Annotated in this window: 8 protein-coding genes and 1 pseudogene; 2 read left to right on the forward strand and 7 right to left on the reverse strand. The window is 49.5% G+C overall.

Translation table 11 applies throughout. From position 1 onward, the window contains the following. Positions 1-89: 89 nt before the first annotated feature. Together H027_RS0110805 and H027_RS0110810 are read right to left on the reverse strand one after the other, a co-directional pair. Positions 90-1,556 carry a glutamate synthase subunit beta gene (locus H027_RS0110805; protein ID WP_024872471.1) on the reverse strand — a complete coding sequence of 489 codons (1,467 nt, stop codon included), beginning with the start codon at positions 1,554-1,556 and terminating at the stop codon, positions 90-92. Continuing rightward, a complete protein-coding gene (locus H027_RS0110810) occupies positions 1,556-6,190 on the reverse strand; it encodes a glutamate synthase-related protein (RefSeq protein WP_024872472.1) in 4,635 nt (1,544 codons plus the stop codon). The genes H027_RS0110805 and H027_RS0110810 overlap by 1 nt, the downstream gene beginning before the upstream one ends. A 543-nt stretch (positions 6,191-6,733) precedes the next feature. Between H027_RS0110810 and H027_RS0110815 the strand changes: the two genes are divergently transcribed. Together H027_RS0110815 and rlmM are read left to right on the forward strand one after the other, a co-directional pair. Beyond that, positions 6,734-7,642, forward strand: coding sequence for a transcriptional regulator GcvA (locus H027_RS0110815; protein WP_024872473.1), 909 nt, complete (start codon positions 6,734-6,736; stop codon positions 7,640-7,642). A gap of 82 nt (positions 7,643-7,724) precedes the next feature. Then, complete coding sequence (gene rlmM / locus H027_RS0110820; protein WP_024872474.1) at positions 7,725-8,825, forward strand: 23S rRNA (cytidine(2498)-2'-O)-methyltransferase RlmM; 1,101 nt, start codon at positions 7,725-7,727, stop codon at positions 8,823-8,825. 78 nt (positions 8,826-8,903) lie between these two features. On the opposite strand, the gene H027_RS19370 is transcribed toward rlmM, so the two are convergent. The 5 genes and pseudogenes from H027_RS19370 to H027_RS0110840 form a co-directional block, all read right to left on the reverse strand. Further along, the gene (locus tag H027_RS19370; protein WP_420804658.1) at positions 8,904-9,302 is read right to left on the reverse strand and encodes a methyl-accepting chemotaxis protein; all 399 of its coding nucleotides are present in this window, start codon (positions 9,300-9,302) and stop codon (positions 8,904-8,906) included. Between the two features lie 150 nt (positions 9,303-9,452). Further along, positions 9,453-10,226, reverse strand: a pseudogene (locus H027_RS19375) (PAS domain-containing protein); the annotation flags it as partial. 194 nt (positions 10,227-10,420) lie between these two features. Beyond that, the gene (xni, locus tag H027_RS0110830; protein ID WP_024872476.1) at positions 10,421-11,215 is read right to left on the reverse strand and encodes a flap endonuclease Xni; all 795 of its coding nucleotides are present in this window, start codon (positions 11,213-11,215) and stop codon (positions 10,421-10,423) included. Positions 11,216-11,218: 3 nt separating this feature from the next. Further along, positions 11,219-12,571 carry a nucleotide 5'-monophosphate nucleosidase PpnN gene (gene ppnN / locus H027_RS0110835; protein ID WP_024872477.1) on the reverse strand — a complete coding sequence of 451 codons (1,353 nt, stop codon included), beginning with the start codon at positions 12,569-12,571 and terminating at the stop codon, positions 11,219-11,221. A gap of 15 nt (positions 12,572-12,586) precedes the next feature. Then, a complete protein-coding gene (locus H027_RS0110840; RefSeq protein ID WP_024872478.1) occupies positions 12,587-14,233 on the reverse strand; it encodes a GGDEF domain-containing protein in 1,647 nt (548 codons plus the stop codon). Between the last annotated feature and the right edge of the window lie 59 nt (positions 14,234-14,292).

The following is a 14,292-nucleotide window of genomic DNA, read 5'->3' on the forward strand; positions in this document are numbered from 1 at the left end:
TAATGATCCAGTTACAAATAAAATGCAGTGTAACACTAAATAAAAAGCCCCATCAGCAGGACGGGGCTTTTTTACGCTTCAGCTTGAGCTTAACGCGGTAACAGGCTGGAACCCATCAGGAACGCATCCACTTCACGGGCACATTGACGGCCTTCGCGAATAGCCCAGACCACCAGTGACTGACCGCGGCGGATATCGCCAGCAGCGAACACTTTTGGTACTGAGGTTGCGTAGCAGCCTTCACCATCGGTAGTGGCATTGACATTACCGCGGGCATCTTTGGCTACACCAAATGCATCCAGCACTTTCGCCAGTGGGTTAGTAAAGCCCATGGCCAGGAATACTGCATCGGCTTTCAGTTCAAATTCAGAACCTGGAACTTCGACCAGTTTACCGTCTTTGAATTCAACCTTGACCAGTTTCAGCGCTGTCAGCTTACCGTTTTCACCGATAAACTCTTTGGTAGAAACCGCAAACTCACGCACACAACCTTCTTCATGAGAAGAAGAGGTGCGCAGTTTCAGTGGCCAGTATGGCCAGGTCAGCGCTTTGTTTTCCTGCACAGGCGGTTGCGGCATTACTTCCAGTTGCGTCACAGACGCAGCACCGTGACGGTTGGAGGTACCTACGCAGTCAGAACCTGTGTCACCGCCACCGATCACCACAACGTGTTTACCTTTCACGTTGATTGGATTGGCACCATCACCTGCAACTTCTTTGTTTTGCGGGATCAGGAATTCCAGTGCGAAATGGATACCGCTCAGCGCACGGCCAGGAACCGGCAGATCGCGTGGCGTTTCTGAACCACCCGCCAGAACAACGGCATCGAATTCAGCATCCAGTTGCGCCGGAGTGACCACAGCCTTGGCATCGTTGGCAACACCGGCAGGCAAGTCGTTATTCAGTGCAACCAGTGTGTTGGTTTTGAATACCACACCTTCCGCTTCCAGCTGTGCAGTACGACGGTCAATGACGCTCTTGTCCAGTTTGAAATCAGGAATACCGTAGCGCAGCAGACCACCGACACGGCTGTTTTTCTCAAACACAGTCACGTCATGACCGGCACGAGCCAGTTGCTGTGCAGTGGCCAGACCCGCAGGGCCTGAACCAACAACAGCCACTTTTTTGCCGCTCTTAACTGCAGCCGGTTGTGGTTTTACCCAGCCATTTTCCCATGCGGTATCAATGATGAAACGCTCGATTGACTTGATGCCAACAGGATCAGCATTGATGCCCAGCGTACAGGCTGCTTCACAAGGGGCCGGACAAATCCGGCCTGTGAATTCTGGGAAGTTGTTCGTAGAGTGCAGCACTCGGATTGCCATCTCGGCTTTGCCACGGTAAACCAGATCATTCCAGTCAGGAATGATGTTGTTCACCGGACAGCCATTGTTGCAAAACGGAATACCGCAATCCATGCAACGGGCGCCCTGGGTAGAAGCTTCCTGCACCGTCAGAGTAGGTACAAACTCGCTGTAATGTTTCACACGCTCCTCAACGGGAGCGTAGTGTTCCTTCACGCGATCAAACTCGAGAAAACCGGTTGGCTTACCCATTACGCAATCTCCTTTTCCTGCGGTGCAGCAGTCATTTCCTTCAGAGCACGACGGTACTCATTTGGATAAACTTTTACAAACTTACCACGGTAAGTATCCCAGTCAGCCAGAATCGCTTGTGCGCGAGGGCTACCAGTGTATTTCGCATGTTGCGCGATCAGTGCTTTCAGATGGTCTTCATCACTCTGATCGGTGTGCCATGGATCATCTACGGACTGCTCTGCGGTCGGTAAGACTTTTTCCAGGGTAACCATCGACAGGTTGCAACGGTTCGCGAAAGAGTTGTCTTCGTCCAGCACATAGGCAAGACCACCAGACATACCGGCTGCAAAGTTACGACCGGTCTGGCCCAGAACCACAACGGTACCACCTGTCATGTATTCACAACCGTGGTCACCAACACCTTCCACAACGGCGGTAGCACCGGAGTTACGGACAGCGAAACGCTCGCCACCGACACCACTCAGGTAGGCGTGACCAGAGGTCGCACCGTACATGACAGTATTGCCGATGATGGTGTTTTCGTGAGTCTTACCAGTGAAGTTGGCATTTGGACGTACGATGATACGACCGCCAGACAGACCTTTACCAACGTAGTCGTTACCTTCACCAACCAGTTCCAGTGTGACACCTTTAGCCAGGAACGCGGCAAAACTCTGACCAGCAGTACCATTCAGAGTGACATGAATGGTGTCATCCGGCAGACCGGCACCACCGAAGCGTTTGGCAACTTCACCAGACAGCATGGTACCGACCGTACGGTTGATATTTTTCACTGGTAATTCAATGCGCACTGGCTGACGGTTTTCCAGTGCTGGCATAGCTTGTTTCACCAACTCTTGATCCAGTGCTTTTTCCAGCGCGTGATCTTGAGTGCCGGCATGCAGGCGAGGTTCATCAGCACCTACTGCTGGTTGATAGAATACATTGCTGAAATCCAGGCCTTGTGCTTTCCAGTGTTCAACACCGGCACGTTTGTCCAGCAGATCAGAACGACCAATCAGATCTTCAAATTTACGGATACCCATTTCAGCCATCAGTTCACGCACTTCTTCCGCAACGAAGAAGAAGTAGTTCACGACGTGTTCTGGTTGACCGGTGAAGCGTTTACGCAGTTCAGGATCCTGAGTGGCAACACCAACTGGGCAGGTATTCAGATGACACTTACGCATCATGATACAGCCTTCAACCACCAGCGGTGCGGTTGCAAAACCGAATTCATCCGCACCCAGCAGAGCACCGATGATCACGTCACGGCCGGTCTTGATCTGACCGTCAACCTGCACGCGGATACGACCACGCAGACGGTTCAACACCAGCGTTTGTTGTGTTTCGGCCAGACCCAGTTCCCATGGCGAACCCGCATATTTGATGGAAGACAGCGGCGATGCGCCGGTACCACCATCATGGCCCGCGATAACCACGTGATCCGCTTTCGCTTTGGATACACCCGCAGCGACGGTACCAACACCCACTTCAGACACCAGTTTCACAGACACAGAAGCTGATGGGTTGGCGTTTTTCAGATCGTGGATCAGCTGAGCCAAATCTTCGATCGAGTAAATATCGTGGTGTGGTGGTGGAGAAATCAGACCTACACCCGGTACAGAGTGACGCAGTTTACCGATATATTCGGAAACTTTATCACCAGGTAACTGACCACCTTCACCTGGTTTAGCACCCTGCGCCATCTTGATCTGGATCTGGTCGGCATTCACCAGATATTCAACGGTGACACCGAAACGACCAGATGCAACCTGTTTGATAGCTGAACGTAAGCTGTCACCCGCCTGCAGTTCCAGATCACGCTCAATACGTGATTTACCGATAATGTCAGACAGCAGGGTAGGCTGACTCACAGGGATGAAACGGTTCGCATCTTCGCCACCTTCACCGGTGTTAGATTTACCGCCGATGCGGTTCATCGCTACAGCCAGCGTGGTGTGAGCTTCGGTAGAAATCGAACCCAGCGACATCGCACCAGTCGCGAAACGTTTAACGATCTCTTTCGCTGATTCCACTTCTTCCAGCGGAACTGGTTCAGCCGCTTTCTTGATCTCAAACAGACCACGTAACGTCAGATGACGTTTAGTCTGGTCGTTGATGATCTTGGCATACTCTTTGTAGCTCTCGTATTTGCCGCTACGGGTAGAGTGCTGCAGTTTAGCAATGGCATCCGGTGTCCACATATGGTCTTCGCCACGGATACGGAACGCATATTCGCCGCCAGTTTCCAGCATGTTTTCCAGTACCGGATCGGCAGAGAATGCCGCTTCGTGCATGCGGATCGCTTCTTCAGCCACATCAAACAGACCGATACCTTCGACCTTAGATGGTGTACCAGAGAAGTATTTATCAACAAATGCCTTCTTCAGACCCACAGCTTCGAAGATTTGCGCGCCAGTGTAAGACATGTAAGTGGAGATACCCATCTTCGACATGACTTTGCACAGACCTTTACCGACTGCCTTCACGAAGTTAGCAACGTATTTCTCTTCTTTCGCTGCGTCGCCGCCTGCCATTTCACGCAGGGTTTCCATGGCCAGCCATGGGTGAACGGCTTCGGCACCATAGCCACCGAGCAGGGCGAAATGATGCGTTTCGCGGGCAGAGCCGGTTTCAACCACCAGACCGGTGTTGGTACGCAGACCTTTTTTCACCAGATGTAGGTGAACGGTTGACGTCGCCAGCAATGCAGGAATGGCAATGTGGTCACGATCAATGTTGCGGTCAGAGATCAGCAGGATGTTGGCACCACCACGTACTGCATCTTCGGCTTCTGCGGCCAGAGACGCCAGACGGGCTTCAACACCTTCTTTACCCCAAGCAACCGGGTAGCAGATATTCAGCTCATGCGAGCGGAATTTGCCATTGGTGTATTGCTGAATATTGCGGATCTTCTCGATCTTGGCGGCATTCAGGATTGGCTGAGCCACTTCCAGACGGATCGGTGGATTGATGTCGGCATTGTTCAGCAGGTTTGGACGTGGGCCAATGAAAGACACCAGCGACATTACCATCTCTTCACGGATCGGGTCGATCGGCGGATTGGTTACCTGCGCAAACAACTGACGGAAGTAATTGAACAGCACTTTATTCTGACTGGACAGTACCGGCAAGGCGGCATCGTTACCCATGGAACCGATCGCTTCTTCACCTTTTTCTGCCATTGGGGTCAGCAGAACTTTGGTGTCTTCCATGGTGTAACCGAACGCTTGTTGATAATCCAGCAGAGACGCTTTTTTATCGAAAGGCTGTGCTTCGCCAGGAATTTCATCAATGTTGATACGAACTTTGCTCAGCCATTCGCGATATGGTTTAGAGCTGGCCAATGAATCTTTCAGTTCTTTATCGTCAATGATGCGGCCTTGTTCCATGTCGATCAGGAACATCTTGCCTGGCTGCAAACGCCATTTTTGCGCGATACGCGAATCTTCGATTGGCAGTACGCCAGACTCAGAAGCCATGACTACCAAGTCATCTTTAGTCACTAGATAACGGGCTGGGCGCAGACCGTTACGGTCCAGCGTAGCACCAATCTGACGGCCGTCGGTGAAGGCAACCGCAGCTGGGCCATCCCATGGTTCCATCATGGCGGCATGATATTCGTAGAACGCGCGACGGTTTTCATCCATCAGGGAATGTTTTTCCCACGCTTCCGGAATCATCATCATCACGGCATGTGCCATGGAGTAGCCACCCATGATCAGCAGTTCCAATGCGTTGTCGAAAGACGCAGAGTCTGACTGACCTGGATAAATCAGCGGCCATACTTTATCTAAGTCAGCACCCAGCACCGGAGAGGTGACTGAACGCTCACGGGCACGCATCCAGTTCACGTTACCACGCACGGTATTGATTTCACCGTTGTGCGCGATCATGCGGAATGGATGTGCCAGATCCCATGTTGGGAAGGTGTTAGTGGAGAAACGTTGGTGAACCAGCGCCAGCGCAGACACACAGCGTGGGTCAGCCAGGTCGTTATAGTAAACGCCTACCTGATCGGCCAGCAGCAGACCTTTGTAGTTCACAGTACGTGCAGAAAATGATGGCACGTAGAATTCGTAGCAGTGTTTGAGTTTCAGAGCACGAATGGCATGAGATGCACGCTTACGGATGATGTAGAGTTTACGTTCCAGCGCATCGGTCACCAGTACATCTGGGCCACGGGCAACGAAAATCTGACGAATAACCGGTTCTTTGGCTTTTACTGCCGGAGACATAGGCATGTCACGGTTCACCGGTACATCACGCCAGCCCAGCACGACCTGGCCTTCACCGCGTACCGCACGTTCGATCTCTTCCTGGCAAGCCAGACGAGACGCCGCTTCCTGCGGCAGGAACACCATACCAACGCCGTATTCACCTGCCAGTGGCAGCGTAATACCTTGTTTGGCCAGTTCTTCGCGATACAGTTGATCAGGGATTTGAATCAGAATACCTGCGCCATCGCCTTGCAGCGGATCAGCACCCACTGCACCACGGTGGTCGAGGTTCTTCAGGATCAACAAACCCTGTTCGACAATGCTATGACTTTTTTGACCCTTCATATGGGCCACAAATCCGACACCGCACGCATCATGTTCGTTTACGGGGTCATACATCCCTTGTCGTTGGGGTACCGCCGGTTCCATCACGTTATTAATCCTCTCTGTAGATACGCGTCCATCCGCAGTCGTTAAAAAAAGCTGGCTTAGGGGGCCAGCTTTATCGTTTTAACTCTGAGGGCTCGTAACCAAAAAATATACTGTGATTTTCGCCCCAATTCAAGGCAATAGAATAGGGGTTCAAACAAGGCTCTTGTGTGCAAAAATAATTAAAAATCATATAGATATTAATTATCACCAAAATAGTGCAAAAGATTTTTATATTGCACGAACTGATTGCATTTCATGGTGAGTATAGATGACTTTATGCCTTCTTATGGATAAATATCCTTAACATTTTCCATATTGTGGACGTAACATCTGTTAAGCAAGGAAATGCATAAATATTCACCTGTTTTGGGGGTTTGTAATGATGTAATTAACTTGTAACAAAAATAGGCATCGAGCATGGCTATGCGATTCATTGATCTTGCGTAATATCCATTCATTCTGTATCGGTATTTGCTTCTGTATTAAGAAAGCCGCTTTATATAATGGATATCAATTCTGCAAGAAAAGATGTGATTTCCTATGTTGCGAAGGCTCCCGCCACTGAATGCGCTAAAAGCTTTTGAAGCTGCAGCCCGTCATCTTAGTTTTACCAAAGCGGCGGAAGAGCTGTTTGTCACGCAAGCCGCAATCAGTCATCAAATTAAGACACTGGAAGAGTTTCTCGGTTTAAAGCTGTTCAGGCGGCGGAATCGGAGTCTATTGTTGACGGAAGAGGGGCAGGGTTACTATCAGGACATCCGTTCTATCTTCAGCTCTATCGGTGAGGCAACCGAACGTCTGATGGCCCGCAGTGCCAAAGGTACACTGACCGTTACGATGCAGCCCAGTTTTGCTATCCAGTGGTTAGTGCCACGTCTGATGTTATTCAGCCAGCTGCATCCGGAAATTGATGTGCGTATTAAGGCGGTCGATCAGGACGATGGGACCCTGGTCGATGATGTGGATATAGCAATTTATTATGGCGACGGTCATTGGCCGGATTTGCAGCTATACAAACTGCATTCCGAATATCGTATTCCTGTTTGTGCGCCCTCTTTATTACAAAGCAAGCAACTAGCGGTGGCGAATGATCTGGTCAACTTTACGTTGCTGCATGATGGTTCCCGCCGTGACTGGGCGCGCTGGTTGCAGGATGCGGGCGTGTCTATACCAAATGCTGGACAAGGGCCGATCTTTAGCCATTCAACCATGGTGTTACAAGCAGCAGTCTTGGGGCAAGGAGTGGCGTTGGGGCACAGTTTACTGGCTCGCCCTGAAATCAAGGCGGGACGATTGATTTGTCCGTTACCCCAAACGCTGAACAGTCATAAAGCCTATTATCTGGTGATGGCGCCCGGTCATGATTCGTTGGGTAAGGTTGCCGCTTTTCGAGACTGGATCATGGCGATGGTACAGCAGGAAGAAGATGAGTTTGGTTCGATGCTATGATTACATACTAAAAAAGCAGCATCTTTGCCTGCTTCAGTGTATGGTGTCGCCTTTTTCAAGGTGAGTGAGGGGAGAAGCGTAAATGAACCACCTGATGTTCTATTGTCGTCCGGGATTTGAAAAAGATATGGCCGCGGAGATCCAGGATAAGGCAGTGGCACTGGAGTGTTTCGGCTTTTCCCGTGTCATCGATAACAGTGGCTTTGTCTTGTATGAATGTTATGGCGAGCAGGATGCTGAAAAGCTGGCACGCCGTTTACCATTTCGGGAGCTGATTTTTGCCCGCCAGATGCTGGTCGTGTTCAAGCAATTAAGCGGGATGGATCTGCAGGATCGTATTTCGCCAATTATTGAAGCCCTGGAAGGGATGCCGGAATTCGGTGAACTGCGGGTAGAAACAGCGGATACCAATGAAGCCAAGGAATTATCGACCTTCTGCCGTAAATTCAGCGTGCCATTACGTCAGGCGTTACGTGCTGCCGGTAAATTGACGCAGGAAGAAAACGAGCGGCGTCCGGTGCTGCACCTCTTTTTCCTGAAAAATGATGCCGTATGGCTTGGATATTCTTATCCGAACAATAATTCGCCTTTCCATATGGGGATCCCGCGGTTGCGTTTCCCATCGGATGCTCCCAGCCGTTCGACCCTGAAACTGGAAGAGGCATTCTATATGTTCATTCCGGTGGAAGATGACGAAATCCGCTTATGCTCGGGTCTGACCGCTGTAGATCTGGGGGCCTGCCCGGGTGGTTGGACTTACCAGCTGGTTAAACGCGGCATGATGGTCACGGCGGTGGATAACGGCCCAATGGCCGAATCGTTGATGGAAACCGGCCAGGTTAAACACGTGCTCGACGATGGTTTTAAATATCGTCCGACCAAGAAAAATCCTTACTGGCTGGTGTGTGACATGGTGGAAAAGCCGGCCCGTATTACCCATCTGATTGCCCAGTGGTTTCGCGAAGGATACTGTCAGGAAGCGATTTTCAATCTGAAGTTGCCGATGAAAAAACGCTATGCCGAGGTAGAACATAACCTGGCTGTCTTGAAAGAGTGGTTATCTGAGCTGGAAGGTGACTATGTCATTCAGGCGAAACAGTTGTATCACGATCGTGAAGAGATCACCGTGCACGTCTATGATGAGCGGAAACTAGCACGGCGCCGTTCCGGTGCATTCAATTGAGATGACATTAAAAACGGCGCTATTTCAGCGCCGTTTTCTCTAATGTGACTTTTTTCATTGGTGATACAGTTGCGTGGATTAACGGGTGTGCGCAGAGTTATTCACGAGATGCCCGACCGTTTCTGATACATGAACGGCACCTTTTAGTATTTCCTGAATGATCCCCGCTGCTTCCGTGATCAGCCGCGAATTGTCTGAAGCCTGAGCGGTAACTTGCGTCATGGCAACTTTCGCACTCGTAACCAGTTGGTTGTTCTTCAATACCATTTGATCAATTTCACCGGTTGATTGGGTTGTTTTTGCTGCCAGATTGCGGACTTCATCGGCAACGACCGCAAATCCTCGTCCTTGTTCACCCGCGCGGGCGGCTTCGATAGCGGCATTTAATGCCAACAGGTTGGTCTGTGCAGCAATGGAGCCGATAGTGGTGACAATTTTGGAGATCTCGGCCGACTGGGTGTTCAGTTCCTCAACCAAATTAAAGGAATTCTCGATTTCGTTGGCAATTTGATCGGCGGTATTGACGGCCTGTTCGAGAATGATTGCTCCTGATTCTGATACCTGCGCCGTTTCTACAGAGGTGCTGTGTGCTATTTCAGCCGCTTTTTGGATTTCGAGTTGTTCATTGATCCGTTTGGTGACGTCGGCGGCAATTTTAACGACTTTGACTACTTTACCTTTGGTATCAAAAATCGGGTTGTAAGTGGCCTCCAGCCAGACGGTATCGCCGGATTTTGTCAGGCGCTGAAACAGATCGCTTTTAAATTGGCCTGAACCCAGCTCACGCCAGAAACCGGGATTTTTCTGTATAAAATCATCAGTACAGAAAATACGGTGATGTTTGCCCACAATTTCAGCCAGTTTATAACCCATGATATCCAGAAAATTCTGATTGGCGGTGACAATTTCGCCAGATGGAGTGAATTCAATCAGGGCATTGGAGCGATCAACCGCATTGAGCAGTGCGCCCTGTTGGATGAGTTGTTGATATTTATCGGTAATATCCGCAGCAAATTTAAATACGCGGGTCACATGTCCTTGTTCAGTGACTGGAACATAGGTTGCCTCAATCCAGATATCAGACCCATCTTTTTTCTTTCTGAGGAACTGGCCTGATTGTGGTCTTCCAGCGGCTAGTTCACTCCAGAACTTCTTATAGTCCGGACTATGCACAAAATCATCGTGACAGAAAATCCGATGATGTTTTCCGATAACATCTGAGCGAGCATAGCCGCCGAGAGCGGATAAAAAAGCATCACTGGCATTGATGATCGTGCCGTCGCTGGTGAATTCAATTGTTGGGCAATGTGCTGTCATTGCATTGAGAATGGCCTCGACTTTTTTGAGCGTGGCTAACTGAAGCTCAGATTGGCTGTCATTTTTTTTATTTCTGAAAAACATCAAAACCGCCGAACAAAAAATAACCAGGCAGTTATCACTATAGATGACGATTAATTTCTTTCCATAGGGATGAATACGGGTATTGTTTGTAATTTGATCTTTGGTAGAAAAATCTATGTTAAATCGATTCCGCAGTGGCAGTTGTTTTTCTAAAGAGTGCCGAATGAGGGTAATATGTTGTGCGGATGGCTATTCTAGCAAATAGCCTTATCGAGAGGAGGGTAGCGCAAATCCCGCAGATTGAACCCCAGTGGAATATCGTCTTTCAGGCGAACCAGCTGTTGAGCCAGCAGGCAGACATCGCGGTTTTGCTGCACCAGTTGTACTTTCTTATTCTGGCTGCTGTCTGCATTTAATAACTGCATCAGGGTGCCGTATTCGGTAAGCAGTTGTTGAGCTGTTTTTTCTCCGATACCGGCGACGCCTTTGATGTTCATGCCGCTGATACCGGTCAACGCCCAAAAATCCACTAATTGAGCAGGTTGCAATCCATATTGCTGTTGTACAAAGGCATGATCCAGCCAGCGTTTATTGAAGTAATCGCGGATCTGCAAACCCTGATCCAGCAACTGGCAGAAGCCTTTATCGGTGGAGATCAAGGTGACCTGATGCTGATGGCTCATCAGCGGTTTGGTCAAAGTCGCGATTAAATCGTCAGCTTCGTCAGTTTCCGAGACCAGTGAATCGATCCCTAATTTAAACAGTGAATCTTGCAGCTGATTTAAACCTTGCCGCAATCCTTCCGGCATTGCGGTACGGCCTTCTTTATAGGCTGGATATAGCTCCTTTCGCCAACCGGGGCTTTCACTGTCAAAAACAGCAATGACGTGGCTGGGATTGGCTTCCTGTAAGATGGTTCTGACTGCGCGCTGCATGGTGATATCGGTGGCAGCCAATTGTGCTGCCACATCATCAGGTTGCTGTTTACTCTGGACGGAGTGAATGCGCCGGATCAAATTCAGCGCATCCAGTATTAGCAGGTGGGCCATAAATCAGAGTTGAATTTCATAACAAGGTTCATAGGTGGAACCGGGTAGCTTCATGCGATGCTGTGCTACAAAATCCTGCAACAATTTGTCTATCAGTTGCATGAGTTTCTGTTCACCCGATAACTTGAAGGGACCATGCTGTTCAATGGCTTTGATACCTTTGTCTTTAACATTACCGGCCACAATACCGGAAAAGGCTTTACGTAAATTACAGGCAAGATCTTCAGGCGGTTGTTCCAGATGCAGATCGAGCTTGGCCATATTTTCGTGTGTCGGTTCAAAGGGTTGTTGAAAATCTGGCGGAATATGAAGTGACCAGTTAAAGGAGTAAGCATCACCAATGGCTTTACGGAACTCGCGAATATGACCCATGGATGTTTTCATGGACTGACCCACGGCTTCGGCATCACCAATAATGATTTCATAGTGGCGTGCGGCGGCATCACCAAGCGTCGCTCTGACAAAGGCATCCAAAGATCGGAAATAGGGTTCACTGCTTTTCGGACCGGTCAGGATCAGTGGTAACGGCTGATGTTGGTTGGCCGGATTCATCAGTATGCCTAGAATATAGAGTAATTCTTCTGCGGTGCCGACACCGCCGGGGAAAATCACAATCCCGTGTCCCAGTCGTACGAAGGCTTCCAGACGTTTTTCAATATCCGGCAAAATGACCAGTTCCGTGACAATCGGATTAGGCGGTTCCGCCGCGATGATGGAGGGTTCGGATAACCCGATATAGCGGCGATGAGGGAATCGCTGGTTGGCATGACCTACTGCCGCCCCCTTCATCGGGCCTTCCATGGCTCCTGGACCACAGCCGGTGCAAATATTCAGATCTCTGAGCCCCAGATGATAACCAACCTCACGGCAATAATGATATTCCTCGTCATTGATGGAGTGACCACCCCAGCAAACAACGACATTCGGAATTTCGCCGGTCCGGACAGTATGCGCATTGCGCAAAATAGAAAAAACCAGATTGGTGATATGGCTGGAATTGCTGAGATTCAGACCAATTTCTGCTTCCAGTTTGCTGACATAGAGGATGTCGCGCAGGACAGAGAACAGATGTTCCTGTAAGCCGCGGATAATTTCTCCGTCAACAAAGGCCGAAGTCGGGGCATTAAACAGTTCCAGTTTTACCCCTCGTTCGCGGCTGATGATGTTGACCGAAAAATTCTGATATTTTTCGAGTATTTCCTTTGACGAGTCGGTTTTACTGCCACTATTGAGCACAGCCAGCGTGCAATTGCGATAGAGCTGGTAAATTTCGCCAGCCGCCGCTTGCTGGAGATCGTCGACCTCCAGCTGGGACAACAGTGCCATGCTGCCAACAGGGTTTACATAGGTGATCATGGTTTTATCCGGGTATTAAAGAGTAATAACGATGCGATCACGACCAGAATTTTTTGCTTCATACAGCGCCTTATCTGCACGTTCAAAGGCATCTGTAATTCGGTCGCCACTACGGAACAAGGTTGCACCAATAGAAATACTGATGGAGATCCGTTCATCTTTAAAACGAAACGGGATCCCCTTGATGACATTGCGTAATTTATCCAACGGTAATTGGATGGCGTTTTCATTGATGCCAGGTAGCAGCACCACAAATTCCTCACCACCAAAACGGGCAACAAAATCAGTATCACGCAATGCGGTACCGAGTGCTCTGGCTATCACTTTTAAGGCTTTATCACCTGCCAAGTGGCCAAATTGATCATTGATCAGCTTGAAATGATCAACATCGACAATCGCCAGACATAACGGTGATTGATAACGCATCCAGCGTTTATATTCTAATGCAAGGCGTTCATCCAATGCCGACCGATTGTGCAACTGGGTGAGCGTATCCACTTGCAGCCGTTGTTGCTGGCGGTTGAGTCTGTTTTTGTAATTGATCGCATCTTCTTCGGTGTTTTTGAGCTGTTCAGTCAGTAAGGTAATTTGATCCATCAACTCCTGTTCCCGGCGTTGACGCAGGGATCGCTCTTGTAACACGGCATCCATGATGAGCAGATGAGCCGGAATGATGCGCTTTAATTCATCCAGCGAATTGTTTTCTGCAACTGACTGACGCATCTGACGTATCTGATCGGTCAGTTTCTGATCCTGCCCTTGCTCTTCCCGGGCCAGTTCCTTGGCGGTATCCAGATAACTGGTGATATCGGCGTTGCTGAGCTGGAGTTTTTCGCTGATGGTATGCACAAACGCATAGGACTGCGCTCGTTCATAACGCGCACCTTCGATGATGAGCGCGACCAGTTCTAAACAGAGTGCAGGCAAATCCTGGCAGTTAATGCCGTTTAATAGTTGACGGCGGATGCCGGCCAGTTTTTCTCCGGTTGGCCCTTGAAAATCCAGTTCTGTGATTAAGCGCTGTAATTCATCATGGATTTTAGTCAACAGACCCGGGTCGATGCTGGAGAGTGATAAGGCGATATCATCGACACCGGCCAAATAGGTGGTAGGGATAGCCGATTTTGCGGTGGTGCTGCTCTGTTCTGTGTCAGTGTGCGTAACCTCATTCGGGCGCAGCATCAAAGCGCGAAGCGCCATTTGATAAATTTCCAGCAGCCGGAAGATCCGTTGTTGGTGTTCACCAAAGGTGTAAGGTGTTTCCTGAGCTGCGAATTCGCGGGCTTCGCGACGTACTTTTTCTGGAAGAATGGCGTTACGGATGAGTTCATTGGCATTACTTTTTACCTGTTCACCCGCGCGCTGCAATAATTGCTCCTGAATAACGCCAAAACGGGTCAGGAGTAATTCAATGGCATTAATATCATCATTAATTTGCTCAATGGCAGTGTGTTTTTCCAGATGTGGCTTAAGTCGTGCCATCCGGTTGTCTAATTCCCGATCCAGCCCGCGGCAAGCGAGCATCAGACGGGAAATTAATGTGTCCAGCGTTTGCCTATCTTGATCAGACGATTCTGCCAATGCCTGAAGCTCGAGCTCTTTTTGTTCCAAGCGAGTTTTCAGTTGGGTCAACCGGAAGTTAGCAGTGGCAATATCGTCCATCTATTTAGTCCAAAAGTTCTCATTCATTCCAGGGCAAACATGCTCAAACTGGCGGTTCA

Source organism: Tolumonas lignilytica (assembly GCF_000527035.1).
In the GTDB taxonomy this organism is placed as follows: Bacteria; Pseudomonadota; Gammaproteobacteria; order Enterobacterales; family Aeromonadaceae; genus Tolumonas; species Tolumonas lignilytica.